This is a genomic window from Lentzea sp. NPDC055074 (assembly GCF_053608005.1).
In genome coordinates this window covers 91255-115567 of record NZ_JBSGUQ010000022.1, presented here as the reverse complement: position 1 = coordinate 115567, position 24313 = coordinate 91255, and the positions used below count along the sequence as shown (strand labels likewise).

Below are 24313 nucleotides of genomic sequence, written 5' to 3'. Positions count from 1 at the left end.
CCGCGAAGGCGGGAGAGGCGGGACACAGCGATGACGATATGCGAGTTTTGCTGAGAACGGCTTGTCGGGATCCGGTCGCGGTCTCAGCATCAGTGGATCTTCAGCAGGCCTTCAGGTAGTGGGTCGCTCAACTCCGAACGACACCCCGCGTATTCCCGTTGCACCTGGTCGCGTGCGTCTGCTCACCCTGTGTGGCGCTAACCGACCTCCATGGCGCACAATATTCACGCAGCATGGAGGGGAGTACTCCCTAAGCGGCGGTGTCGTCAGTACGGAGCTCAGTGTCGAGGTCCCGGTGCCGTCGGTCGTTCGAGAGATCATCTCGGCGGCGGAGGAGACCTCCGGGTTTATCTGGCATGCCCTGAGAATCCCGGAGGTTGGGTTGTGAACGTCCCCGCATGGATGTGGATCGCGACGATCGGTGGTCTGCTCGTTCTGCTAGCCGTGGACCTCGTGATCGTCGATCGCAAGCCCCATGAGGTGACGATCGGTGAAGCCGCCCGCTGGGTGATCTTCTACGTGGCGATGGCCGCCCTCTTCGGTCTCGGGATCTGGTACTTCTCCGGCGGGCAGTACGCCACGGAGTTCTTCGCCGGGTACATCACCGAGTACTCGCTGAGCGTCGACAACCTCTTCATCTTCTTGATCATCATGACGACGTTCAAGGTGCCCGCGATCCACCAGCACAAGGTGCTGCTGATCGGCATCCTGCTCGCGCTCGTCATGCGCGGCATCTTCATCGCGGCCGGCGCGGCTCTCATCAGCCAGTTCAGCTGGGTCTTCTTCATCTTCGGCGCGTTCCTCATCTACACCGGCTGGCAGCTGGCGCGGGAGAACCACGACGAGGAAGAGGAGTATAAGGAAAACCTCATGCTCCGCATGGTGCGCAAGGTCTTCCCGGTCACCGACGACTTCCACGGCTCGAACTCGTTCATCAAGATCGACGGCAAGCGCTACGTGACCCCGATGTTCATCGTGATGGTCGCGATCGGCTCCACCGACCTGCTCTTCGCGCTCGACTCGATCCCCGCGATCTTCGGCCTCACCAAGGAACCGTTCCTGGTCTTCACGGCCAACGCGTTCGCTCTGATGGGCCTGCGTCAGCTGTACTTCCTGCTCGGCGGCCTGCTCGCGAAGCTCGTCTACCTGTCGATCGGCCTGTCGGTCATCCTCGGCTTCATCGGCGTCAAGCTGATCCTGGAAGCCCTGCACACCAACAACCTGCCGTTCCTCAACGGCGGCGAGCCCTTCCACGTGCCGACCATCGGCATCGAGGTCTCGCTGTCGGTGATCATCGGCGTACTGGCGATCACGACGATCGCCAGCCTGTGGAAGGTGAAGCGCCACCCCGAGGCCGCGAAGCACATCGGGGCGGACGCCAACCACTAGCTACAGCTGGGAGACGCCGTTCTGGTAGACGGCGCGGACGGCCCGCTTCAGCGTTCCGGCCTTCACGTGCTGTTCGGCGTCACCCTCCACGAGTACGAGATCGGCGAGCTTGCCCGGGGCGAGCTCGCCGAGTTCGTTCTCCAGGCGCATGAGCTCGGCGGCCGACCTGGTGGTCGCCTGGAGCGCCTCGGCCGGGGACATGCCGTACTCGACCATCAGCGTCAGCTCGTTCAGGTTGTCCCCGTGCGGACCGACACCGGAGTCGGTGCCCATCGCGATCTTCACGCCGGCCTCGTGGGCCTTCTGGAACGACTGGAAGTGTTGCGAGACAACGGCGTTGGCCTTGTCGAGGATGACGTCCGAGATCGCCATGCCGGCGGCGGCCTGGTCGAGCACCATGCGCGGCGCCATCAGCGTGGGCACGAGCCACGTGCCGTTCTCGAGCATCGCCTCGACGCCCTCGTCGGTGAGGAACACGCCGTGCTCGATGGACCGGACTCCGTTGCGCACGGCCGTGAGGATGCCGTCGCCGCTCATCGCGTGTGACATGACGGCGATGCCGGCGGCGTTGGCCTCCTGCACGATCATCGCGATCTCCTCGTCGCGGAAGTGCGCGTGACGGGGGTTGCTGCGCGGGGACATCACGCCGCCGCTCGACGCGATCTTGATGATGTCGGCGCCGTGGCGGACGAGCGTGCGGATGACCTTGCGCAGCTCTTCGGGACCGTCGGCGACGGTGTCGGGCAGGCCGGGGTGCAGCGGCGGTGAGACGTGGGCGCCGCACTGCATCCAGTCGTCGTTGTGGCCACCGGTCTGCGAGACCATGTTGACCGCGATCTGCATGCGCGGGCCCTGGACCAGACCGCGCCGCACCGCCTCCGCGACACCGAGGTCGGCGCCGAGAGCGTCGCGGACCGTCGTGATGCCGCACTGCAGCGTCGCCTTCATGTTCCCGATCGCCTCGTAGAACGGCAGCGAGAACGGCGTGTTGAGCGACCGCACCAGGTCGGCGCCGCTGAACATGAAGTGCACGTGGCAGTCGAACAGTCCCGGCAGGATCGTGTGGCCGGTCGCGTCGACCACGGTGTCACCGTCGAGCCCGATGCCGACGTCGACGATGCGGTCGCCCTCGACCACCACGTCGCCGGGCTCGCTCGCCCGGCCGGTGAAGACCTTGCCCCCAGAGAACACGATGCGCGTCATACGCGGGAATCTATGCGGCGAGTCAATTTTTGTGATCGGTCAACAAATAACTCTGAGCTTTGCTAACAAGTTCTGTTAGCGTCCACGCCGTGCGCCCTGAAGACCTGCAGCTGCTCACCACGCCCGGCACCGTCGCCGTGTCCGGAGACCTGGTGCTGGTCAGCATCACCACGCCCGACCTCGACAAGAACACCTACCGGGGCGGTCTGCACCGGGTGTTCCCCGACGGCACGACAACACCGTGGACGCACGGTGATCGTGACAATGCGCAGCGCATTTCTCCCGACGGCAAGCTGGTCGCGTTCTTGCGCGTCAGTGGAAAGTCGAAGCCGCAGCTGTACGTCGTTCCGGTGGACGGCGGCGAGCCCCGCAAGCTGACCGACCTGCCGCTGGGCGCCGGTGCCCCGGTGTGGTCGCCCGACTCGTCGCGCCTGGTGTTCGTCGCCCGCGTGCCCGAGGCCGGCCGCTACGGCACCACGGACGACGGCCCCGAGTCCGAGGCGCCGCGCCGCATCACACGCCTGGACTACCGCGTCGACGACATCGGCTTCCTCGGCGACCGCCGCCCGCGCCTGCACGTCGTCGACCTGGACGGCGCGGTCACCGAGGTCACCGACGGCACCCACGACGTCTCGGACCCGGCCTGGCTCGACGACTCGACGCTGGTCTTCGTCGCGCCGCGCGACCTGGGCGTCACCGAGACCCTGGAGTCCGACCTCTACACGGTCCCGGCCGGCGGCGGCTCGGTGTCGCTGCTGGTCCGCGGGGCCGGCGAGGTCGCGATGCCGTTCGTGGCCAACGACTCGCTCTACTGGCTGGGCACCGAGTTCACCGGCATCGACGCCGTGGCGCGCAACCTCGGCCTGTGGCGCTCGCCTGTGGACGGTTCCGCTCCCGTCCGTCTCACCGACACCGAAACCGTTGACGTGGAAAGGCTTTCGGGTCAGCCCGTGGCCGACGCGACGGGCGTGCTGCTTGTCGTGCGCAACCGCGGTGCCCTGGAGCTGCGCCGCATCCCGTTCGACGGCGGCCCCGGCGAGGTGCTGGCGGGTGCTTCGGCCGCTGTCCGCTCTTTCGCCACGGACGGGTCCACCGTGGTCGCCGTCGTGTCCACTCCGGACCAGGTCGGCCAGGTCGAGTTCGTCGGGACCGGTGTGCGCACGGCGTTCTCGTCGGTGCCCGCCCGCCGCGTCGTCGAGCTGAACGGCTCCGCCTCGGACGGCTACCCGGTGCACGGCTGGCTGGTGCTGCCCGACGGCGACGGCCCGCACCCGGTCGTCATGGCGGTGCACGGCGGCCCGTTCATGTACCACAGCTGGGGTTTCTTCGACGAGGCCCAGGTCTACGCCACCGCGGGCTACGCCGTCGTGCTGCCGAACCCGCGCGGTTCGGCGGGTTACGGCCAGTCCCACGGCCAGGCGGTGATCGGCAAGTTCGGCACCGTCGACGTGGACGACGTGCTGTCCCTTTTGGACGTCGCGCTGGCTCGCGAGGACACCGACGCCGAACGCGTCGGCGTGATGGGCGGCTCGTACGGCGGCTTCATGACGTCGTGGCTGTCCGCGCACCACGGCGAACGCTTCCGCGCGGCCTGGTCCGAGCGCGCCGTCAACGCCTGGGACTCGTTCTCCGGCTCGTCCGACATCGGCTACTTCTTCGCCGACGCCTACTGCGGCACCGATCCCGAGGCGCAGCGCGCGATGTCGCCGCTGACCTACGCCGAGAAGATCAACCTGCCGTTCGCCGTCGTGCACTCCGAGCAGGACTGGCGGTGCCCGCTGGAGCAGGCGCAGCGGATGTTCGTGGCGTTGAAGCGGCGCGGTGTCGAGACGGAGATGCTGATCTTCCCGGGCGAGGGGCACGAGCTGACCCGATCCGGTCAGCCGCGGCATCGGCGGCAGCGGTTCGAGGCCGTGCTGGACTGGTGGGACCGCTACCTGAAGGCCTGACCCGTTCGGGCGCTGGTCTGCGACCGCGCCGGACACGAGGGTGTTCCGATGAAGGAGAACCCGATGTCCGGCGCGGTTGTGCGGGCGAGCTCGAACCTGAGCCTCCCATCACACGAGAACGTCGTTCCTCGTCAGCTTCCCGCAGCTGTCGGCAACTTCAGCGGCCGCCGGGACGAGATCGCTGAGCTGGAATCGCGTGCCAACTCGGGCGCAGTGGTCATCTCGGCCTTGAACGGTACAGCCGGTGTCGGGAAGACAGCTCTGGCACTGCATTGGGCTCACCGCGTGGCCGACCAGTTCCCGGACGGCCAGTTGTACGTGAACATGCGCGGGTTCGAGCCGGATCGGGAGCCGATGACTCCCGATGAGGCGATTCGCTGCTTCCTCGACGCGTTCGGGGTTTCGAGCGATGCCATGCCCATGAGTCTGGACGGGCAGGCTTCGTTGTTCCGCAGCATGGTGGCCAAGCGGCGCGTGCTCGTGGTCTTGGACAACGTGAACAACGCCGCTCAGGTGCGCCCTCTGCTGCCGGGCACTCGGAGTTGCTTCGTGCTGGTCACCAGTAGAAATCAGTTGTCCAGCCTGGTGGTGGAACACGATGCCAAGCCGTTGCGGCTCGACCGTCTCACAGTTGAGGAATCCACGGCGCTGTTGAGGGCACGAGTCGGGGAAGCTGATTCCGCGGCGCTCGCCGAGGTGGCCGGACTGTGCGCCGGCTTGCCACTCGCACTGGCCATCGTGGCGGCCAGGATTGCGCAGGAACCGCATCTCCCTGCCTCCGAGGTGGCCGCTGAACTGCGCGCCGACCGGCTGGAGGCGTTGGATCTCGGGGATCATGAGCTCAGCGCGAGGTCGGTCTTCTCCTGGTCGGTCCGCGCATTGCCCGAGCCCGTCGTGCGCGTGTTCCGGCTGCTTGGCCTGCACCCCGGTCCTGACATCGACGTTCGGGCCGCTGCCGCGCTGGCCGGCATTTCGGCTGCGGAGTGCCGACGACTGTTGCGGCGACTGGTCGCCGCCAACCTGCTGGACGAGTACATGTCGGGTCGGTTCCGCTTCCACGATCTGTTGCGGTTGTTCGCCCGAGAGCAGGCGGGCAGCGACGACGAAGCTCAGCGCCGTGTGTTGGACTTCTACCTGCACTCGGCGTGGGCAGGAGACCGCGCGTTGGTGTCGCAGCGCATCAGCATCGACCTGCCTGCACCTGACCCGCAGATCGTCCCGTTGACCTTTCTCGGTCCGGCAGACGCCGCACGGTGGTTCACCGAGGAGCACGCGGTGTTGTCGGGGCTCGTCAGCCATGCGGCTGACGCGGGGTTCGACGAGCACGCATGGCGGCTTGCCATGGCGATGCGCAGCTACCTGGACACGCAGGGACACTGGGGCGGTTACGAGTCCGTGTACAGGGCGGCGATCGCTCCGGCGAACCGGCTGGCGGACCAGCTCGTGCAGGCGCGAGTCCACAGAGGACTGGGCAGGGCGCTCAGCCGGCTCGGGAGGTGGGAGGAGGCCGAGGACGTGCTGCTGATGGCCCTCAGCTTCACCGACGAGACTTCTGACCGCAGGCAGCGAGCGCAGTGTCACGAGGCGTTGTCGTGGTTGTATTCAGAGCGGCAGATGCACTCGCGCGCTCTGATGCACGCGGCGAGTGCTATGGATTTGCATCCGACTGATGACAACGCGGCGTGGCGAGGCTACTCGCTCAACATCCTCGGGCGCTGCTATGCGGCGATGAACTCTCCTGCCGAGGCGCTGAAGCATTCGACCGAGGCACTCGAACTCCATCGAGGCCTGGAGATTCGCGACGAGACCGGTGAAGCCGAAGCTCTCAACACCATCAGCCACATCCGCTCGCTGATGGGCGAGCACGCGCTTGCGTTGCAGAGCGCGCAGGAAGCGTTGGCGATTCATCGTCACATCGGCAACAGGCCGGGCGAAGCCGAGGCGTTGGAACGCATGGGCGACGCCCAGTTGGCGCGGGGCCTACGTGACGAGGCGCGAAGCGCGTGGCTGGAGGCGCTGGTGATCCTCGAAGAGTTGCAGCGTGCGACTCTGGCGGACGTGCGGCGGAAGCTAGCCGAGCTCGCTTGAGATGAACGCCTTGAAGCGAGCTAGGAGTTCCTGGGCTGGTGAGGAGCCGGCGTTGAACGCCACCAGGCGTTGGCGATCACCCTGCTCCCGCACGCCCACCCGGTGGCACTCGTAGCAGAACTCCAGGTCGAACAGCACGTCTCCGCCGGTGGAGTGCGCCCAGATCGCGTACTCAGGCGAGTAACACCGCATCGGCTCACCGGTCGGAAAGTTCGCGACGAGGGCGAGGATGTCGGAGGCGTCTGGTCCCTCCCACGATCCGAGCAGATCGCCCGCGACGGTCCACGCCTCCAGCCGATGCGCATGACGAGCCCTGGCCGGCATTCGCGTGCCCATGGGTTCACGAGGTTCCACCAGATCACCCCAGCAGCGTGTAGTTGAGCTCCTCGCACACCCGCGCCAACGGCAGGTCCAGCCCGGGATGGTCCAGCGGCAGCAACACGTCCGGCGCCGCCGGCAACCCCGACGCACCGGGCGGGTCCCACAGGCAGATCGCCGGGTCACCGGAGTCCATCGACGACCGGTACCAAAGCCCGTCCAGCTCCGGATAGGCCGCCCGGATCGCCCGCGACCACGCCTGGGTCACGATCTTCGGTCCCGTGGAGATCTCCTGCGAAGCCCCGACCCGCGTGGGCCACAGCCCGCCCAGGTCCAGCAGCCGCAAGGTGCGGCGAGGGCGCAGCACCACCAGGAACGGTGAGCGGGTGCGGCGGTCCACGATCGACGTCGCCTGGAAGACCTCGGCGATCGACGTGCGGACCGAGAGGCCGAAGTACAGGACGCCGTTCTCGTGGTCCTGCGCCGGTGAGCCGTCGTCGGCCGGTTGTTGCGCGTCGAAGCGCGCGTGGGGGAGCGGGCCCGTGTAGCGGAACGTGTTCCAGCGCTGGGGATGCGAGCCCTTCGCGGTGAAGACGCGCACCAGGCGGGTCGCCCGGTGCACCGCCACCACGTCCTCGGTGCGGCGCAGGTGCGCTTGGAGCACGGCAGGGGCAGGCGGCTGCGGAAGCCGTGACATTCGGGTCCTGTCGGGTGTTCGGGAACGCTCAGGCAGGTGTGCCGAGCGTGGAGGCCAGGGTCGCCACCCGGCGCGGGTCTCCTCCTGCGAGGAGCCAGTCGCGCGGGGTCGCGGGCTCGCCGTCTACGGGCAGGTCCTCCTGGAGGGTGGTCATGAACGCGGCCACGACGAGCGCCGGTTGGTCCTGCGGGATCTCCGCCAGGACGGTCTCGAGGCCCGGTAGTACGCCGGTGCCCGCGAACTGCCACGCGGGCAGGCGCCAGCTGCCCCTGTCCTTCCAGCCCACGAGCCTGCCGACGCCGAGGCGGTGGCGGATGCGGCTGGTGTCGACCTGGAGCTGGCGCGCGGCCTCGTTCACCGTCAGCGCCGAGTCGCGCAGCACCGCGTGGGCCACGACCGTGCGGGTGCGGGGCTTGGCGTCGGACGGGCCCGCGGGCGACAGGTCGAGGCCCACGTCCGTCAGGGCCGCCTGCTGCTCCGGCGTGAAGTACGTGGCCGGTTCCGGGTGCGGCGGGGCGAGCCTTCGTGCCGCGTCGGTCACGAGGGCCAGGAACTCGTCGGGACTCACCTGCAGGCCGGCCTTGGCCAGCACCGTCTCCAAGGCTGGACTCATGCGCACAGAATATCCCGTGCGTGCGCATTTGTGCGCCCTACGAACGGCTCAACCACGAACGTTCGACGTTGTGCGCCCACGCGACGACGCTACGTGAGAATTCCCGGTCGGGACCGGTGACGTGGGCCTCATGTGGCACATCGATACCATTCCCGGATGCAGCTGGACCGCACCACCAAGCGGGTCGTGGTCGTGTGGGGCGCCGTCATGGCGGCCTCGCTCGCCTTCGTCATGCTCCGCCCTCAGGGGTGGTCGCTCGACCTGCGCGTCTACCGCAACGGCGGTGCGGCGTTCCTCAAGGACCTCCCCCTCTACGTCGAGGGGTTCGCGAAGCCGCTCGGCGGGCCCGACCTGCCCTTCACCTACCCGCCGATCGCCGCGGTGCTGTTCAGCCTGCTGGCGCTCGTCCCGCTCGGCGTCGCGATCTTCGTGGTGGCGGCGGCGAACCTCGCCATGCTCACGGGGCTGTGCCTGATCGCGGCGCAGCGCGTGCTCGGCTGGGGTCCCGGGGCCGTGCGGTGGGGGCTGGGCGCGGCGGCGGTGTCGACGATCTTCGACCCGCTGCGCGAGACGCTGTGGTTCGGCCAGATCAACCTGCTGCTCGGGCTGCTCGTGATGGCCGACTGCCTGCTCGAACGCACCCGCTGGTGGCCGCGTGGCGCGCTGATCGGGCTCGCGGCCGCGATCAAGCTGACGCCGGCGTTCTTCGCGTTGTTCTTCGTGGCACGCAGGCAGTGGAAGCCCGTGTTCGTGTCCATCGGCTCGTTCTTCTTCTTCGTGGTCGTGGGATTCCTCATCTCGTTCGGCGACGCCAAGGAGTACTGGACGCACGCGCTGCTCGACCCGGGCCGCGTCGGGCGCCTCACCTACGCGTCGAACCAGGCCATCCGCGGCACGCTGGCGCGCTTCGGCCTGGAGAACGGCGCCCAGGTCGGCGTGTGGCTCGTGCTGGCGCTTCTGGTCGTGGCGACGGTGTGGTGGCTGGCGTCGCGGGTCGGGGAGATCGAGGCGTTCTTCGTGGTGGCGATCGGCGGTCTGCTGATCTCGCCCGTGTCGTGGGGGCACCACTGGGTGTGGATCGCGCCCGCGCTCGTGCTGCTCGCACGGCCCGAGCTGCGCCGTCACTGGGCTTCGTGGGCGATCGTGGCGGTGTTCGCGATCGGACCGCACTGGCTGTTCCCGCGCGACAACGACGTCGAACGCGACTGGTCCTGGTGGCAGCAGCTGGTCGGCAACCTCTACGTGTTCGTCGGGATCGCCGTGCTGGTCACATTCGTCGTGCGGGTCGTGCGAGACCGCCGTCGAGCTGCTTCAACCGCAGGCTGAACAGCACCAGCACCACGCCCCACAGGATCGCGAACACGCCGATCGTGATCACGAACGCCATCGCGCCCGCGGCCGGGTTGACGATCAGGACGACGCCGAGCAGCACCGTCAGCACGCCCGTGACGACGTAGAACCACTCGTTCGTCATCACCTTGCGCAGACGGATCCCGTCGATGATCTGCAGCACGCCGGTCACGAGCGCCCAGACCGCGATGAGCAGCAGCAACGCCGTCGCCGTGATGCCCGGCCAGAACAGCGCGATCAGGCCCGTCACCAGGCCCAGTGCGCCGATGAGACCGAGCGCCCAGCGCGCGGGCCACTCCTTGTGGGTCACCGTCAGGTACAGCATCATCGCGCCGTCGAAGAACGCGTACGCGCCCCACAGGATGATCAGCGCCAGCAGGGTGAGGCCGGGCCAGATCAGGGCCGCCACACCGAACAGGACAGCGAACACTCCGCGCACCGTGAAGAGCCACCACCGTTGCATGGTCAGGATGGTCTCGGCTGTCGCGGTGCCCGGCAACCTGAGACCCTCGTCCGGTGCTGATCCGAGTGGCTGACTGGGAACGCATCCGGTCCGGCGAGATCACGCTGCAGTTCCGGCGCTGGACACGGCCGACTGTGCGTGCCGGAGGGACGTTGCGGACGTCGTGGGGCGTCCTGGCGATCGACGCGGTGGACGTCGTGTCGCGGGTGAGCCGTGCCGAGGCGGTCGCGGCCGGGTTCCCGACGGTGACCGCGCTGAAGTCCTCAGTGGACGGACGGGAGGGCTCGCTCTACCGGATCCGCCTGCGTTTCGTGGGCGAGGACCCACGCATCGAGCTGCGTTCGTCGTCCGATGTGGACGGACTGGTGCTGAAGGAGGACGCTCTGGCGTTGCTGCGGCTGATCGCGGCGAACCCCGGAGTGCGGGCCGCGGACCTGGCCGCGTCCGTCGGCCGCGAGAAGCTGCCGTTCAAGGCGGACGTCCGCAAGCTCAAAGCCAAGGGGCTCACCGAGTCCCTCGAGGTGGGGTATCGCCTCTCCCCGCGGGGAGAGGCGTACCTCCACACCCTGGCCAGTGGTGTGGCTCAGAACGTGGGCGGCGCATCCGCGCCCAGCAGGGCGCCTCGCGGCACCGCCCCCACGCCCCCGTACAACCAGTACGAGGACGTGGGGGCGGCACCACGAGACACCCGTCTGACCACGAATACACCGGCAACGTTCTGAGTCACACCACTAGCCCTGACCCGTGATGATCGAGACCGCCCGGTCCTGCGTCTGCTCGTTCACCTCGGCGACCTGGAAACCGCGCGCCACGGCGTGCGCCACCAGCTCGGGCTCCGGCGGCAGACCGTACTTGCGCAGGTAGTGCGGCACGGCACCGGCCCAGATCCACGTCCCGTCGGTGCGGAAGTTGAGCGGCACGTCCTGCTCGCCGCTCTGCGAGAACTCGTCGAGGTCGTAGCTGCGCGCGGCCAGCACGACCGGCGCCGACTCGAGGTAGTTCAGCAGCCCTTCGAGCAGCTGCGGGTCGACCGGCTGACGGTTCACCATGATGCGGCCGTCGTCGTTCTTGCCGTCGTACACGCGCGCGGTGCGCAGCTCGCCACCGCCCGCCTGCGGGACCGGCTGCTCGGCCGGCACCTGGTACTCCTGCTGCGGCTGCTGGGGTTCCGGCTCCGGAGCGGGCAGCGGCGGCAGGCCGACGCGTTGGCGCCACCAGTCCGGGATCTGCCGGTCCGGCCGCGGGAACGTCTGCAGCTCGTCGCGGAAACCGATGGGCGGCGGCGCGTTGCGCCAGCGGGGCTCGTCCTCGGCGTTGAAGTCCACCGTGAACGCCGCGGGCGCCTCGATCTCGTACGTCGCGCTCAGCCAGGTGCCGCGCTCAGGGTGGTACATGCCCCCGCGCAGGTGCCCGAACATCTGCACCACGTCCATCGGTGGCCGCACCGGGCGCAGCTGGCCGTCGGGCCCGGCGAACGCCAGGTCGACCTCGATGTGCCTGCCCGCCGCCCGGTACTCGGCCCGGATGCGCTGCCAGCCCTGCGGTACGGCCGGCAGCATGGCACGGCCGATCTGCCGCACCAACTGCTGCTGGTCCTGCTCGCTCAGCGGTGTCGCCGGCTGGCTCATGTGGTCCTCGCCCCTCTCCCCGTGAAAGCCCGCTGATCTTATCGGGCCACCGCGACGCGCGCGGGGCGGTCACACACCCCGCGCCGTTCACACAACTCTGAGTAGGTGTCAGGCCCGGCGGTTCCCGAGGTCGGGCAGGTGGCCGGACCTCGATCGGCACGCCGTCGTCCCGGCCGCGGACGGCCAGGGCGATGGGCGGCGGTCACCTGCGCCAGTGCCTCGCCGACGTGTCGTGGAACTCTCCCGCGACAGGGGCCTACAGCTGCTTTTCGCCGACCCAGGTTCCGTCGACGAGGTGCCCGGGGAGGTAGTCCGATGCCACCGCGACGTCCACGCCGGCGTCCTTGGCGAGGCAGACGATGGCGAGCACCCTCCACGCGACGAAGCCCTCGGGGTCGTTGCGGCGTTCGGTGGTCGCGGTCCAGTACCGCTTGTGGAGCTCGAGGGCCTTGGCGAGCGACTCGTTGAACTTCTCGTCCTCGCGCTGGGTGAGCAGGTAGAAGAGCTCCATGGGCGGGTAGAGGACCTCCGCGACCATGGCGGCGCCCGCCACGGTGTCCGCCTCGGGGTCGGCACCGCTCATGGCGCGCAGCAGCGCGTCGATCAGGCCGTCCTCGGAACGCCAGTAGAGCTGGAGCGCAGTGATCCAGTCGAACTGGAACTCGTCCGCGGCGCCGCTCCTGGCTCGCAGCGCGTCGACCGGCGTCTGCGCGAGCACGTCGATGCGCTGGCGTTCACGGCAGATCATGGCCAGGGCCATCGCCCTCTGCCACGTCCCCGCCGTCGTGTCCTGGGTGGGTCCGGTGGCGGGGACCGTGAAGTCCTTGTCCAGGATCCTGAAGGTGACCTGGCCCTCGTCCTTGCTCGCCGCGACGAACATCGCGGAGGAGGCCTGCATGGCCAGGCCGACCGCCTCCCACGTCACCGCGGACGCGGCGGAGGGATCGAGAATCGTGCGGCTGGCCGCCTCCATCGTCGCGCCCTCCTGCAGGAAGTAGAGCGCCTTCGGGCTCCGCTCGACCCGGACGAGGCGCCGCTCCCTGTTGCCGGCGTAGTACTCCACCTGCTCCTGCGCCTTGGCAGCGTCGACCTCGTGTCGAGCGACGGTGACCACCACACGGATCCTTTCCTACTCCGACAGATCGAAGTGCTTCTGCGAATAACCACCGTACTCGGCGGTCGGCCCGCTGCCGTTCACCCGTGCTTTCGCGACGGTGTAGTCCAGCAGTCCGTCCTCGCGGGCGTCCATCAGGTCCTGGGCGAGTGCCTTTTCCTGAGGAGTCCCGTTCTTCGCCATGTTCTCGATGACGCTGTCGACGTACTTCGGGTGACCCTGCTGGTAGTTGAGTCCGTCGGCACCCCTGCGCGTGCCGAGGTCGGCGTTGGGACCCTTGGCCTCGACGACCACGATCCTGGTCTCGCCGGTGTCCTTGTTGTGGACCTCGTAGATCTGGTCGAAACGTCCGGAGCCCTTCAGGTCCGGGTCGTGCAGCGGCTTGACGTCGAACTTCTCCGGCGGGAAGGAGTCGCGCACGGCATCAGCCGCGGCGTGCTCGCCGAGCTCCTCGCCGACCTCGGTGCGTTCGTGATGCGCCGCACGACGTTCGTCGACCGTGTCCTGGTTGGCGTCGCGGCCGCCGTCGATCTCCTTCTGATAGGCGTCTTCGGCGGTCTTGGTGCGTTCGAGCGAGGCTTCGCGACGGTCGATGATGTCCTTCGCGGCGGCTTTCTGCTCCGGGGTGGCGTCGTGCTTGACCTCGGGCATGTCGTCGCGGAACTTCGCCGGTGTGTAGGCGTCGGAGGACGCTTCGAAGTTGCCGGAGCCCTTCGGGTTCTCGACCAGCTTCGGCACGTCGTCGCCGTTGGCGTCGACCTGGTTGGCGTTCTTGCGGCTGTAGTCGCCGTTGCTGTTCGGGCCGTCGTAGTACTTGTCCCGGAAGTCCTTGTCCTTGAGCTTCTCCTCCATCAGGGCAGGAGGGTTCCGGGTCTCGATCTCGACCGGCGTGTCCGGGATCTGCCGCTGCGCCATGCGGTCGCGCGCGTCGGACGGGTCGACGTCCTTGTCCTTGTCGTGGGTGCCGGGCGCGAAGCCGTCGTCACCGGTCCTGGACCTGGAGCCGTCGGGGTGGTGCGTCTCCCACTCGCCGTTCGGCGGGATCTTCGGCTGGCGGGTGCCGTCGGGGAGGATCTCGGGGTCGCTCGTGAAGACACGGCCGTGGCTGTCGGTCCAAGCGGGCTTGGTGGGGGCGAGCACCGGGGCGTCGAGGTGCCTCGAGAGCTGCTGGGCGAAGTCGTTGCTGCCGGCGTCGCAGCCGATCAGGCGGACAGGCCTGCTGCCGTCGTAACCGGCCCGCCGGAGCATGTCGGCGTACTCGGCGGGGGTGTAGTCGTGGCCGCCGACGCGCGCCCTGCCGTCGGGGGTGATGTGGACGTCGGCGGTGAAGTAGCGCGGGTCGTTGGGGACGCGGTGGGGCAGGTCGCCCATGTCGGGGTCGCCGCCGTGGTGGGAGACGCCGGCCGGGGTGTTCTCCGCGTGGCGGGCGTGCGCCTGCTCCGGGGTGGGACGGTCCGCGGGCGGCGTGTCCGGGTCGTTGTTGCCGGGGGCGTCGCCGTCGTGCGGCTTGTCGGCGTCGGGTCCGTCGTGCGGCCTGTCGGCGTCCGGGCCGTGGTGGGGTGCGTCCGGCTGGTGCGGCGCGTCGGCGTCCGGGCGGTGCGGGGGTGCTGCCGTGTCGGCGCCGCGGGAGCGGGGCGCGTCCGGGCTTTGGGGGCTGTGAGGACGCGAGCCGTCGGGACGGTTGCCGTCGGGACGTGAGCCGTCCGGTCGGTTGCCGGGGCCGCTGCCGTCCGGTCGGGACGGGGCGTCGGGGCGGTGGGGAGCGTCGGGGCGCGACGGCGAGTTGGGACCGCCGTGCGGTGCGTCGGGACGCGACGGGGTGGTCGGGGTGTTCGGGCTGTGCGGTGAATTCGGTGCGTCGGGACGCGACGGTGCGTTGGGACCGCTGTGTGGTGCGTCCGGTCGCGACGGAGTGTGCGGCGCGTCAGGACGCGACGACGGTGCTGTGGTGCCGCTGTGCGGTGCGTCGGGACGCGACGGGGTGTTGGGGCTGTGCGGTGCGTTGGGACCGCCGGTGGGGCGCGAGGGTGTGGCGTCCGTGCGCGGCTGCGGTGCCGATGGGGAGTGCGGGGTGTTCGATCCCGGGGAGTGCGGGGTCCCTGTCGAAGGAGCGTGCGGGGCCGTCGCGGACGGGGTGTGGGTCGGTGCCGCGGCCGAGGGGGTGGTGGCGCGGCTCGGCGGCGTCGCGTCGGTGCGGGGCGCGTTCGGGGCGCCGGCCGACGGGGAGTGTGGAGCGCCCGCTGAAGGTGCGTGCGGAGTGCCTGCCGAAGGTGCGTGCGGTGCGCCGCCGGACGGCATCGACGGCGCGGACGGCGCGGATGGCGTCGACGGGGAGTGGGGCATCTGCGGTGCCGACGGCGTCGACGGGCGGGCCGGGGCGTCTGCCCGGGCCGCCGACGTCGAGGCGTCCGGCGTGCGCGGGGCGGGAGCGCCCGAGCCGAGGTCTCCTCGGCTGCCCGGGGTGCCGGTCCAGCCAGGTCCGCCGGCCGTGGGACGGGGTGCCGCCGGGGAGGACGGGGCGTTGCCGCCCGCGTTCGGGGCGCCGCCCACCGGACCCGACTGGGCCGGGACCGACGGTGAGCCGTCCGGGGATCGCGGTGCGGATGGGGCGGTCGGGACGTCCGCGCGGGCCGGGGCCTCCGGCGGTGCCACCGAGGACTGGACGGTCTGGCCGGTGTTGCGGGGAGCGGGCGCGTCCGGGGTGGACGACGGGGCGGCGGGGGCGTGCGGGGTGCCGGCGGAAGGCCCGCCCGGGCCCGCGGGCGAGGACGGAGCGCTGTCGGGCGAACGCGGCGCCGACGTGGGCGAGGCGGTGTCCGGGGTGCGCGACGGGGCGCCGGGAGCCGAGCCGTCCGGGGTGCGCGACGGGGACGGGGCGTCCGGGGTGCGCGAGGGAGACGGGGCGTCCGGCGACGACGGGCTGTCGGGCGTGCGTGACGGTGCCGACGGCGGGGTCGCGGAGGACGGCGACGAGCTGTCGGGAGCGCGCGAAGGAGCGTCCGGCGTGGAGGACGGCGAGGAAGGCGAACTGTCCGGAGAGGACGGAGAGGACGGAGAGGACGGAGAAGTCGGAGAAGTCGGGGAGGACGGAGAAGTCGGGGAGTTCGACGACGGCGAACCGTCCGGAGTGGACGAAGGCGAGCCGTCGGGAGACGACGGCGTGCCACGGCCGCCGGAGGGGAGGTCGGGCGTGTTGGTGCTCTGGAACAGACCACCGGGCTTGATGGACTTCGTGGAGATCACGTCGAGACCGGTCACCTTGCCGACCAGCTTGCCGACGACCTTCATGATCTTCGTGAAGATCTCGACGAGACGACCGAGCAGCGGCGAGACCTTCTTGATGGTCTTGATGAGCTTCTGGATCAGCTCACCGATGCGCGTCGCCCACTTGGAGATCGCGGTCACGGCCTGCGCGACGATCACCGGCGTGCCGAACCCGAGCGTGAAGACGGCTTCGAGCACCCACGTGATCAGCTTCGCGACCAGGTCCGCGATCAGGTCGCGCACCATCTCGCGCACGAACCCGACGACCATGCCCATGACACCCACGACGGTGCCGACCGAACCCGCGGTGGAAGCCGCGCCGGACAACGCGTCCAGCTGCTCGCCGGCGGCCTTGCGGTAGGCGTCGGCCGCGGCGCCGGTCCACTCGCCGGTGCCGTCGACGGCGGACTTGTAGTCGCCCGCGATCTTGCCGAGCTCCTGCGAGACGTTGCCCCACGTCGTCGAGTACGACTGGATCACCGGCGGGTCACCCGCCAGCCAGTCCAGCGCCTCCTTCAGCGGCTGCATGTGCTCCATCAGGAACGAGGCCGCGGACGACAGCAGCGTGCCGAACGGGTCGATCGCCATCGAGGCGGCGTCGGCGACCAGGCCGACGACGCCGAGGCCGCCCTCGATCCAGCTGCCCTCGGAGATGCCCTTGTACGCGTCCATCGCCGAGTCGGCGATGGAGAAGCCGGTCGCCCAGCCGTTGTCACCCGTGCCGGCGTTGAAGAAACCGGACGGTTCGGCGGGGGCCTGCGCCACCAACGGGTTCGGAGTGGTCATCAGGCGCCGCCCTTGAAGGCGCGGGTGATCTGGTCGTCGATCTCCTGGTAGTGCTTGGCCGTCGCGCTGATCTTCTTGGCGGTGGCGTCCATGGCCTCCGCCGCGCCCTTGAGCGCGTCCATGCCCCACTGCTCGACGGGGTCGAGGAGCATCCGGAACGGCTGGCAGATGATGCCGTACGCGTCGGTCGGCATCGACACGGTGTTCGCCGCGTCCACTGCCCCCTGCAAACGCCCGTGCAGGCCCTCCAAGGCCTTGGCGTGCGCTTCCAGCACGTCCGAGGTGACGTTGAAACCACCGGAAGTCATCGAACCCCCTCAAGTTCGAGCAGCGGACAGAAAGATCAGGTGAGCACGGACTCCCCGCCGAAGTCCTCGTCGTCGTCGTCCCTGGGCGGGCGACGGCGCGGCGGAGGCGGTGGAGTGGGCCTGGACGGCGGAGGCGGGTCGTCGTCGACCCGGAAGTTGATCTCGTTGTGGTCGTACGGCGTGCGCGTCGGCTCCTCGGCGGGCGGCGCGGGGAAGTTCTTCTTGGCCTCGTTGAACAACACGTTGGCCGTCTCGTCCTGGGTGCCGATGGTCTCGGCCATGGCTTCCTGCAGCAGTTCGGGGATCCGGGACTGCGCGCGCTGCAACAGCTTCATGATCTCGCCGCTCACCTCGGACATGCGCTTGCCGGAGGCGGACTCGTTGATCACGAGGTTCTGCAGGATCCCGTTGGACCCGACCAGGATCTCGATCGAACCGTCCGAGGACCGCTCGGAGATCGTCATCCCCTGGACGCGCGTCGCCATCTCCTGGTAGCGCGCGGCGCGTTCCTGGATGTTCTGGTTCCAGTTCGCGAGCATCTGCTCGGACCCGGCGATGTCCTCGGGCACCGGTGGTTCCCTCCTGAAGCTGCGGCGGACTCAAAGGATGACGCAGCCGAATCCGATCTCGTTCCACCCCGAGTCCAAATCGGCCGGAAAGACCAGCGGCGTCCCACTGAAAGAACCAGTGGGACGCCGCCGGCGAAACGTGCTAGTTCACGCCCAGCAGGTCGACGACGAAGATCAGCGTCTCGTTGGGCTTGATGGCACCGGGGGCACCGCGCTCGCCGTAGCCCAGGTGCGGCGGGATGACCAGCCTGCGACGGCCACCGACCTTCATGCCCTGGACGCCCTGGTCCCAGCCCTGGATGACGCGACCGGCGCCGAGCGGGAACTGGAACGCGTCGCCGCGGTCCCAGGAGGCGTCGAACTGCTCGCCGGACGAGTGCGCGACACCGACGTAGTGCACGGACACGAACTGGCCGGCCGTGGCCTCCGCGCCGTCGCCGACGGTGATGTCCTCGATCAGCAGGTCGGCGGGCGCCTGGCCGTCGTGCGGGTCGACCTCGGGCTTCGTGGGGGCCATCACAACTTCCTCTCGGAACGGGGTTGTTCGCGGTCGATCCAATCACGCGCGGGCGCGCGCGGCCGAATGGCCTACGCGGACCAGCCCTACCCGGCCCTACGTGACTCATGTCTTTCTTTAATGACCCGCCGGCCCCGCAGCCGGAGGTACACAACAGAAGAAGGAGACGATCATGGCGGCAACCCTGCACCGCCTCCGGTCTCTGCTCGGCGCGGCACTGGCGGCGGCAACGCTGTCCATGGCCTGCGTCAGCGTGGCCGAAGCAGCTCCGGCTCCGACCGCCGACGGCGAGTTCGGCACCCAGATCGTCGGTGGCACGCGCGCGAGCACGTCCACCTACCCCTGGGTCGTCTACCTGGCCACGAGCAGCGGTTTCCAGTACTGCGGCGGCACTCTCGTCGCTCCCAACAAGGTTGTCACCGCCGCGCACTGCACCGTGGGCGACTCGCCGTCCGCCGTCCGGGTCGTGGCGGGCCGCGACGACAAGAACTCCACCGCGGGCACCGTCGCCCGGGTCACCAGGATCTGGATCCACCCGAGCTACCGCGACGTGACGCTGGGCTACGACGTCTCGGTGCTCACGCTCGACCGCAACCTGTCGCAGACCCCGCTCCCGTTCGCCACCTCGGCGGACAGCGCGCTCTACACCGCGGGCACCAGCTCGACGATCCTCGGCTGGGGCACCACGTCCTCCAACGGTCCGGCGTCGCGCTACCTGCTGCGCGCCACCGTGCCGCTGACCAGCAACTCCAGCTGCTCCAGCTCGTACGGCGGCGACTTCAACGCGACCCACATGGTGTGCGCCGGCTACACCCAGGGCGGCACCGACACCTGCCAGGGCGACTCCGGCGGCCCGCTCGTGGCCGGTGGCAAGCTGATCGGCATCACGTCGTGGGGCGAGGGATGCGCGGCCGCCGGTTACCCCGGCGTCTACTCCCGCGTCTCCACCTATGCGGCGCAGATCCAGGCACAGCTGTAGAAAGTCGGGGCCGGGAAGGGGCAACCCTTCCCGGCCCCGCTTACGTCCTCACACCATGAACGGCAAGAAGCTGTTGGCCGGTGCCGCCGTGCTGGCCGTCGCCGGAGTGTGCGTGAGCTCCGCGGTGCGGGACGAAACCCTCGCACCACCACCGATCGTGGACTACGGGCCGGTGCGTCTCGTCGCGTTCGACTCTTGCGACAACGCAGTGGCCGAACTACGCCGCGCCATGGCCCCGTACGTCACCGCGTACGGCCTCGGGGGCAGCAATGTCATGTTCTCCGAGGCCACTGACAGCAGCGCGGGCGTCGCGCAGAAGGCCACGCCCGACGCGCCCACCGCCGCGACGCCGCCCGCGCAGCAGCAAGAGCACTCGACGACGAACGTCCACGAGCAGGGCGTCGACGAGCCGGACATCGTGAAGACGGACGGAAAACGCGTCGTCTCCATCGCCGATGGCAAGCTGCGCGTGATCGACGTGGCGAGCAGGGCGATCACCGGTACCGTCGACCTCGGCGAGCGCCGCGCGAGCCAGCTGCTGGTCTCCGGCGACCGCGCTCTCGTGGTCACCGAGGGCCAGGTACCGATGATGAAGCCGACGGTGCCGACCGACCGCCCGTCGTTCGCGCCGCAGTCCGGCACCGAGCTCGTTCTCGTGGACCTCAAGGGGCTCAAGGAGATCAGCAGCCTCAAGACCGACGGCTTCTACCTCGACGCCCGCCAGATCGGCGGCACCGCCCGCGTCGTCGTCCGCTCGCATCCGCGCATGGAGTGGGTGTACCCGGACCAGACGACGAACGAAGCGGGATCGTTGCGCCGCAACAAGGAGATCCTGCAGAACGAGCCCATCACGTCGTGGCTGCCGCGCTACGAGCTGAACGAGAGCGGCGCCGAGTCGAGCGGGACCCTGGTCGACTGCGCGAACGTCAGCCACCCCGTCGTGCACTCGGGCACGTCGATGCTGACCGTGCTGACGTTCGAGCTCTCCGGTCAGCTCGGCACGGGCCAGCCGGTCTCGATCGTCGCCGACGGCGACACCGTCTACGGCACCGACCGCACCCTCTACATCGCCGACGACCACCGCCTGCTGCCGGAACTCCCCTCGAGGCCACCGGTTCAGCGGCCGGTCACCACGGCGATCCACCAGTTCGACATCAGCAAGCCCGGTCCGCCGAAGCACGTGGCGTCCGGTGACGTGAACGGCACGCTGCTCAACCAGTACTCGTTGTCCGAGCACGAGGGAGTGCTGCGCGTAGCCACCACGACGGGCACGGAGACCCGCTGCTGCTGGCGGATGCCCGGGGACGTGGCTCCACCGCAGCGGCCCGCGCCGTCGGAGAGCTTCGTCACGACGCTGCGCCGCGACGGCAACCAGCTCTCGAAGATCGGCCAGGTCGGTGGCCTCGGCAAGGGTGAGCGGATCTACAGCGTCCGGTTCATCGGCAAGATGGGCTACGTCGTCACGTTCCGCCAGACCGACCCGCTCTACACCCTCGACCTCGGCAACCCGCGGCAGCCGAAGGTCATGGGAGAGCTGAAGATCAACGGCTTCTCCGCCTACCTGCACCCCGCGGGCGACGGCAAGCTGATCGGCGTCGGCCAGGAGGCGACCGACCAGGGCAGGACGACGGGCACGCAGGTGTCGCTGTTCGACGTGGCCGACCCCGCGTCACCGCGGCGGATCGCGCAGTACCACCTGCCGGGCAGCAGCTCCGAGGCCCAGTTCGACCCGCACGCGTTCCTCTTCTGGCCGCAGGACGGCACCCTCGTGATCCCCGTGTCGTCCTACAAGACCTACTACGAGGTCTCCTCGCTGGTGCTGCGCCTCGACGGCACCCAGCTGCGCGACGGCGGCAAGATCGTCGAACCGTCCACTCAGGAGTACGGCGGCGGGCAGCGGCGCACGATCGTGATCGGCGACCAGCTGTGGTCGATCTCGAACGCGGGCGTGCAGGTCAACGCGCGCAACGGCCTGGCCCAGCAGGCCTGGCTGCCGTTCACGCGGTAGCGCGGTCTCCGTTGAGCAGGCGGTGCGACAACACCGTGCCGCCTGCCATCGCCGCCGGGATGACGACGAGCGCGGCGAGCGGGATCAGGCACAGCAGGTAGGTCGGCACGGCGAGCCCGAGCACCAGCCCGCGGCGCGTCGCGAGGATCTGCCTGCGCTGCTTGAACGTCCGGCCGCGGCGCGTGAACGGGATGCCGGTCAGCTCGATGCCGAGCAGGTAACCGTTGATGCACACGGCCAGCACGGGCACGACGGTCTGGCCGACGAGGGGGATGAACCCGCAGAAGAACAGGGGGATCGCGAACAGGATCGACGTGCCGACCAGCAGCAGGGTGCTGCGCAGGCCGACGACGAACCCGCGCCACCAGCCGATCTGCTCCGCGTCCGGCACACCGCCGAGCTCGTCCTCGACCTCTTCGGAGATGTACTCGTAGAACGGGCCGCCGATCATGAGCGTGATCGCGGTGAACAGCAGCACGCTCAGGCCGAGCCCGGCCGCGATCACCGAGATCCCGACGGCGATCTCGGCGATGCTCTTCCAGGTGTCGCTCCACGAGTCGGCGAACCCGGTGAGCCAGCCGGCGACCGCGTCGATGTTGGTGAACAGCACCACCCAGCCGGTGAGCATCAGCACCGCCGTGATGACCGCGGGAAGCGCTCCCATCAGCACGCGCTTGGGCGAGCTGAACACCAGGCTGAAGCCGCGCAGCAGCAGACCGACACCGGCACCGAAGTCCTTGATCACGGCCGCAGGATAGTCGCTTTCGTCCGGTGCCGAGGCCAGGTGGAGCGATTTCGCGGGCTAACCGGGCGGAGCGGCGATGCAGGCAGTACCCGCGCGGCGGAACCCGACGCGTTCGTAGACCCGCGCGATCTCCTCGCTGCCGGCCGACAGGAACACCAGCTCCGCGCCCCGCTCCAGCGCGTCCCGGGCCAGTTCCGCGGTGACCGCGCCGCCGAGGCCACGCCGCCGTGCCGCGGGCAACGTGCCGATGCCCGCGATCTCCACCACGTCACCGGCCCGTTGCGCGGTGCCCACCGCCAGCACGCCCTCACCCGGCAGGTCGGCGACCGCGTGCCGGTGGCGGGTGCTCACCGGGACGGCGGCGGCCAGTTCCGCGTCCCGTTCCGCCGTTCCGGCCTCGCCGCGTGCCGTGCCCGGTGACGAGAACGCCAGCTGCGCCACGACCGACACCTCGACCGGCCGGGTGCCGAGGACGCGCACGTGCGGATGAGGTGCGGGCAGCTTCGCCGGATCGAGCACCAGCAACGGCGCTTGGAGCACCTCCAAGCCAGCCTCGGTGGCGACGTCGAGCAGGCCCGGCGTCGTCTCGTGCACCCACTCGAACGCTTCGGGCACACCGAGTTCGCGCTGCCGTTCGCGCATCCTCAGCACGTCGGCGACGGTCGGCCGCCCACCGGGGAACCGCGGCCGCGCGTAGTACGGGTAGCCGTCGCCCGCCTGCACGAACAGGACCAGCTCGCCGTGTTCCTCAACGCGAGATCCCGGTCGGGGCACAGTGTCGTAAAAGCTTTCGAGAACGTCCCACACGGACGATCACGCTAGCTACCTTTGGCGGTATGACGCACGGCAATTCCCGTCCCAGCGCCTTCGAGCTGCCATGAGGGCCCTGGCCGCGCTCGTCGCCCTGCTCCTCGTCCTCACCGGTTGTGGCGGCGACAGCGAGGACCGGTTCGCCCGGCCCGGCGCGCCCAAGCAGTCGCCGAGCGGGAAGTTCGTCGCGCACGCCGAGAGCGCGAGCGAGGTGCGGGTGACCGACCGCAACGGCGGCGACGTGTTCCGCAAGTCCTACGAGTACGCGACGAGCTCGCGTGCGGACGGCATCGGTGTCGTGTGGCTGTCCGGGAAGGACCAGCTGTGGGTGCTCGTCCCCGGCGACACGAGCGAACGCATCGAGGCCGGGCCGGACGGGGTCTGGACGGCGGTCGAGGCCGACCTACCCGGGGAGATCACGCGGCTCGGGTGACGGGTCCTTCTCGCCCTCGGCCATCCGCCTGCCGCGCTCCAGCTCCGCGTCGAGCTCGGCGCCGAGCAGCACGGCGATGTTCGAGATCCACAGCCACACCAGGAAGACGATCACGCCACCGAGCGAGCCGTAGGTCTTGTTGTACGACGCGAAGTTCGCCACGTAGATCGCGAAACCGACGGTGGCGAGCGCCCAGAGCACGATCGCGAGCAGGCTGCCGGGGGAGACCCAGCGGAAGCCGGGCTGCCGCACGTTCGGCGCGGCCCAGTACAGCACCGCGAACGCGAGGCTCACGAGCAGCAGGATGACCGGCCACTTCGCGATGTCCCACACGGTGACGACGGTGTCGCCGAGCCCGATCGCGTCGCCGACGGTGTCCGCGACGCCGCCGGTCAGCACGAGCGCGCCGAGCGTGAGCGACACCAGCACCACGGAGCCGAGCGTCAGCCCGAGCCGCAACGGCACGGTCTTCCAGAACGGCCGGCCCTCTTCGACGTCGTAGACGGCGTTGCACGCGCGCATGAACGCCCCGAGGTAACCGGATGCGGTCCAGAGCGCCGTGAGCAGACCGATGATGCCGAGCAGACTGGCCGCGTTCTGGCTCTTCCGCAGTTCCTCGATGGACGACTTCACCACGTCGCCCGCCTGTCCGGGCGCGACCTGGTCGACGTACTTCAGGAGCTCCTGCGTCGTCGAGTCGCCGAGAAGTGCGAGCACGGACGTCAGCACGATGATCCCGGGGAACAGCGACAGCACCGCGTAGTAGGTGAGCGCGGCCGCCCAGTCCGTCAGGTTGTCGTCACCGAACTCCTTGACCGTCCGTTTGAGAACGCCCCACCAGGCGCGCTTCGGCAACCTGGTGGGGCCTTCGACGGTGTCACCTGCGGGCACGGCGCCAGCTGAAGGAACGGGTGCCGGTGCCGACTCCTGCGAGGTGCAACGCGAGCAGCAGCAGACCCAGCACGATGAGCGTGTTCACGGTGATCACTTCACCGAGGGCCGCTTTGGCCAGGTCCAGGATCAGCGCCAAGCCGAATGAGACAGCAGCGATGATGGCCAGCATTTGTGTCCACCTCCGTATT

Annotated in this window: 23 protein-coding genes; 8 read left to right on the top strand and 15 right to left on the bottom strand. The window is 69.4% G+C overall.

The window, feature by feature from the left end:
- Positions 1 to 384: 384 nt before the first annotated feature.
- Positions 385 to 1389: a TerC family protein gene (locus ACWF7A_RS36950; protein ID WP_452255145.1), complete on the top strand. Its 1005-nt coding sequence runs from the start codon at positions 385 to 387 to the stop codon at positions 1387 to 1389.
- Here the strand turns inward: ACWF7A_RS36950 and ACWF7A_RS36945 are convergent, their stop codons facing one another.
- Positions 1390 to 2592 (bottom strand): amidohydrolase family protein, encoded by a 1203-nt coding sequence (locus ACWF7A_RS36945; protein WP_452255144.1) that lies wholly within the window; start codon positions 2590 to 2592, stop codon positions 1390 to 1392.
- 89 nt (positions 2593 to 2681) lie between these two features.
- Between ACWF7A_RS36945 and ACWF7A_RS36940 the strand changes: the two genes are divergently transcribed.
- A complete protein-coding gene (locus ACWF7A_RS36940) occupies positions 2682 to 4541 on the top strand; it encodes a S9 family peptidase (RefSeq protein WP_452255143.1) in 1860 nt (619 codons plus the stop codon).
- Between the two features lie 48 nt (positions 4542 to 4589).
- On the top strand, positions 4590 to 6629 hold the full coding sequence (locus ACWF7A_RS36935; protein WP_452255142.1) for an ATP-binding protein: 2040 nt from the start codon (positions 4590 to 4592) through the stop codon (positions 6627 to 6629).
- On the opposite strand, the gene ACWF7A_RS36930 is transcribed toward ACWF7A_RS36935, so the two are convergent.
- The 3 genes from ACWF7A_RS36930 to ACWF7A_RS36920 are packed head-to-tail and all read right to left on the bottom strand — an operon-like array spanning position 6612 to position 8257.
- Entirely contained in the window at positions 6612 to 6965 is a 354-nt protein-coding gene (locus tag ACWF7A_RS36930) for a hypothetical protein (RefSeq protein WP_452255141.1), read from the bottom strand. The genes ACWF7A_RS36935 and ACWF7A_RS36930 overlap by 18 nt on opposite strands.
- A gap of 22 nt (positions 6966 to 6987) precedes the next feature.
- The gene (locus ACWF7A_RS36925; protein ID WP_452255140.1) at positions 6988 to 7644 is read right to left on the bottom strand and encodes an RES family NAD+ phosphorylase; all 657 of its coding nucleotides are present in this window, start codon (positions 7642 to 7644) and stop codon (positions 6988 to 6990) included.
- Positions 7645 to 7672: 28 nt separating this feature from the next.
- Positions 7673 to 8257 carry a DNA-binding protein gene (locus tag ACWF7A_RS36920; protein WP_452255139.1) on the bottom strand — a complete coding sequence of 195 codons (585 nt, stop codon included), beginning with the start codon at positions 8255 to 8257 and terminating at the stop codon, positions 7673 to 7675.
- A 156-nt stretch (positions 8258 to 8413) separates the two neighbouring features.
- Between ACWF7A_RS36920 and ACWF7A_RS36915 the strand changes: the two genes are divergently transcribed.
- Positions 8414 to 9583, top strand: a complete 1170-nt coding sequence (locus tag ACWF7A_RS36915) for a glycosyltransferase 87 family protein (RefSeq protein ID WP_452255138.1) — start codon at positions 8414 to 8416, stop codon at positions 9581 to 9583.
- Here ACWF7A_RS36915 and ACWF7A_RS36910 read toward each other — a convergent pair.
- Positions 9525 to 10070: an HdeD family acid-resistance protein gene (locus ACWF7A_RS36910; RefSeq protein WP_452255137.1), complete on the bottom strand. Its 546-nt coding sequence runs from the start codon at positions 10068 to 10070 to the stop codon at positions 9525 to 9527. The genes ACWF7A_RS36915 and ACWF7A_RS36910 overlap by 59 nt on opposite strands.
- A gap of 53 nt (positions 10071 to 10123) precedes the next feature.
- Between ACWF7A_RS36910 and ACWF7A_RS36905 the strand changes: the two genes are divergently transcribed.
- Positions 10124 to 10792: a hypothetical protein gene (locus tag ACWF7A_RS36905; RefSeq protein ID WP_452255136.1), complete on the top strand. Its 669-nt coding sequence runs from the start codon at positions 10124 to 10126 to the stop codon at positions 10790 to 10792.
- Between the two features lie 9 nt (positions 10793 to 10801).
- On the opposite strand, the gene ACWF7A_RS36900 is transcribed toward ACWF7A_RS36905, so the two are convergent.
- The 6 genes from ACWF7A_RS36900 to ACWF7A_RS36875 form a co-directional block, all read right to left on the bottom strand.
- Complete coding sequence (locus ACWF7A_RS36900; RefSeq protein WP_452255135.1) at positions 10802 to 11698, bottom strand: hypothetical protein; 897 nt, start codon at positions 11696 to 11698, stop codon at positions 10802 to 10804.
- A 256-nt stretch (positions 11699 to 11954) separates the two neighbouring features.
- Positions 11955 to 12812, bottom strand: a complete 858-nt coding sequence (locus tag ACWF7A_RS36895; protein ID WP_452255134.1) for an immunity 49 family protein — start codon at positions 12810 to 12812, stop codon at positions 11955 to 11957.
- A gap of 15 nt (positions 12813 to 12827) precedes the next feature.
- A complete protein-coding gene (locus tag ACWF7A_RS36890) occupies positions 12828 to 16862 on the bottom strand; it encodes a hypothetical protein (RefSeq protein ID WP_452255133.1) in 4035 nt (1344 codons plus the stop codon).
- Entirely contained in the window at positions 16862 to 17170 is a 309-nt protein-coding gene (locus ACWF7A_RS36885) for a type VII secretion target (protein WP_452255132.1), read from the bottom strand. Before ACWF7A_RS36885 ends, ACWF7A_RS36890 begins: the two co-directional genes overlap by 1 nt.
- Before the next feature lie 35 nt (positions 17171 to 17205).
- Positions 17206 to 17739, bottom strand: coding sequence for a YbaB/EbfC family nucleoid-associated protein (locus ACWF7A_RS36880; RefSeq protein ID WP_452255131.1), 534 nt, complete (start codon positions 17737 to 17739; stop codon positions 17206 to 17208).
- A 142-nt stretch (positions 17740 to 17881) separates the two neighbouring features.
- A complete protein-coding gene (locus ACWF7A_RS36875; RefSeq protein WP_452255130.1) occupies positions 17882 to 18256 on the bottom strand; it encodes an FKBP-type peptidyl-prolyl cis-trans isomerase in 375 nt (124 codons plus the stop codon).
- Between the two features lie 172 nt (positions 18257 to 18428).
- Between ACWF7A_RS36875 and ACWF7A_RS36870 the strand changes: the two genes are divergently transcribed.
- Positions 18429 to 19235: a S1 family peptidase gene (locus ACWF7A_RS36870; RefSeq protein ID WP_452255129.1), complete on the top strand. Its 807-nt coding sequence runs from the start codon at positions 18429 to 18431 to the stop codon at positions 19233 to 19235.
- Between the two features lie 55 nt (positions 19236 to 19290).
- A complete protein-coding gene (locus ACWF7A_RS36865; RefSeq protein ID WP_452255128.1) occupies positions 19291 to 21243 on the top strand; it encodes a beta-propeller domain-containing protein in 1953 nt (650 codons plus the stop codon).
- Here the strand turns inward: ACWF7A_RS36865 and ACWF7A_RS36860 are convergent.
- On the bottom strand, positions 21233 to 21988 hold the full coding sequence (locus tag ACWF7A_RS36860) for an EI24 domain-containing protein (protein ID WP_452255127.1): 756 nt from the start codon (positions 21986 to 21988) through the stop codon (positions 21233 to 21235). The genes ACWF7A_RS36865 and ACWF7A_RS36860 overlap by 11 nt on opposite strands.
- Before the next feature lie 57 nt (positions 21989 to 22045).
- Positions 22046 to 22795, bottom strand: a complete 750-nt coding sequence (locus ACWF7A_RS36855) for a GNAT family N-acetyltransferase (protein ID WP_452255126.1) — start codon at positions 22793 to 22795, stop codon at positions 22046 to 22048.
- 70 nt (positions 22796 to 22865) lie between these two features.
- On the opposite strand from ACWF7A_RS36855, the gene ACWF7A_RS36850 reads away from it, so the two are divergent.
- A complete protein-coding gene (locus ACWF7A_RS36850) occupies positions 22866 to 23231 on the top strand; it encodes a hypothetical protein (protein WP_452255125.1) in 366 nt (121 codons plus the stop codon).
- Here ACWF7A_RS36850 and ACWF7A_RS36845 read toward each other — a convergent pair.
- Together ACWF7A_RS36845 and ACWF7A_RS36840 are read right to left on the bottom strand one after the other, a co-directional pair.
- On the bottom strand, positions 23202 to 24122 hold the full coding sequence (locus ACWF7A_RS36845) for a YihY/virulence factor BrkB family protein (RefSeq protein WP_452255124.1): 921 nt from the start codon (positions 24120 to 24122) through the stop codon (positions 23202 to 23204). The genes ACWF7A_RS36850 and ACWF7A_RS36845 overlap by 30 nt on opposite strands.
- On the bottom strand, positions 24109 to 24294 hold the full coding sequence (locus ACWF7A_RS36840; protein ID WP_452255123.1) for a hypothetical protein: 186 nt from the start codon (positions 24292 to 24294) through the stop codon (positions 24109 to 24111). The genes ACWF7A_RS36845 and ACWF7A_RS36840 overlap by 14 nt, the downstream gene beginning before the upstream one ends.
- Positions 24295 to 24313 lie beyond the last annotated feature (19 nt).

Coding starts and splice junctions, on each gene's coding strand:
- ACWF7A_RS36945 (WP_452255144.1), bottom strand. CDS start 2,592: ATGACGCGCATCGTGTTCTCTGGGGGCAAGGTCTTCACCGGCCGGGCG.
- ACWF7A_RS36935 (WP_452255142.1), top strand. CDS start 4,590: ATGAAGGAGAACCCGATGTCCGGCGCGGTTGTGCGGGCGAGCTCGAAC.
- ACWF7A_RS36930 (WP_452255141.1), bottom strand. CDS start 6,965: ATGGGCACGCGAATGCCGGCCAGGGCTCGTCATGCGCATCGGCTGGAG.
- ACWF7A_RS36925 (WP_452255140.1), bottom strand. CDS start 7,644: ATGTCACGGCTTCCGCAGCCGCCTGCCCCTGCCGTGCTCCAAGCGCAC.
- ACWF7A_RS36920 (WP_452255139.1), bottom strand. CDS start 8,257: ATGAGTCCAGCCTTGGAGACGGTGCTGGCCAAGGCCGGCCTGCAGGTG.
- ACWF7A_RS36915 (WP_452255138.1), top strand. CDS start 8,414: ATGCAGCTGGACCGCACCACCAAGCGGGTCGTGGTCGTGTGGGGCGCC.
- ACWF7A_RS36910 (WP_452255137.1), bottom strand. CDS start 10,070: ATGCAACGGTGGTGGCTCTTCACGGTGCGCGGAGTGTTCGCTGTCCTG.
- ACWF7A_RS36900 (WP_452255135.1), bottom strand. CDS start 11,698: ATGAGCCAGCCGGCGACACCGCTGAGCGAGCAGGACCAGCAGCAGTTG.
- ACWF7A_RS36890 (WP_452255133.1), bottom strand. CDS start 16,862: ATGACCACTCCGAACCCGTTGGTGGCGCAGGCCCCCGCCGAACCGTCC.
- ACWF7A_RS36885 (WP_452255132.1), bottom strand. CDS start 17,170: ATGACTTCCGGTGGTTTCAACGTCACCTCGGACGTGCTGGAAGCGCAC.
- ACWF7A_RS36875 (WP_452255130.1), bottom strand. CDS start 18,256: ATGGCCCCCACGAAGCCCGAGGTCGACCCGCACGACGGCCAGGCGCCC.
- ACWF7A_RS36870 (WP_452255129.1), top strand. CDS start 18,429: ATGGCGGCAACCCTGCACCGCCTCCGGTCTCTGCTCGGCGCGGCACTG.
- ACWF7A_RS36865 (WP_452255128.1), top strand. CDS start 19,291: ATGAACGGCAAGAAGCTGTTGGCCGGTGCCGCCGTGCTGGCCGTCGCC.
- ACWF7A_RS36850 (WP_452255125.1), top strand. CDS start 22,866: ATGAGGGCCCTGGCCGCGCTCGTCGCCCTGCTCCTCGTCCTCACCGGT.
- ACWF7A_RS36840 (WP_452255123.1), bottom strand. CDS start 24,294: ATGCTGGCCATCATCGCTGCTGTCTCATTCGGCTTGGCGCTGATCCTG.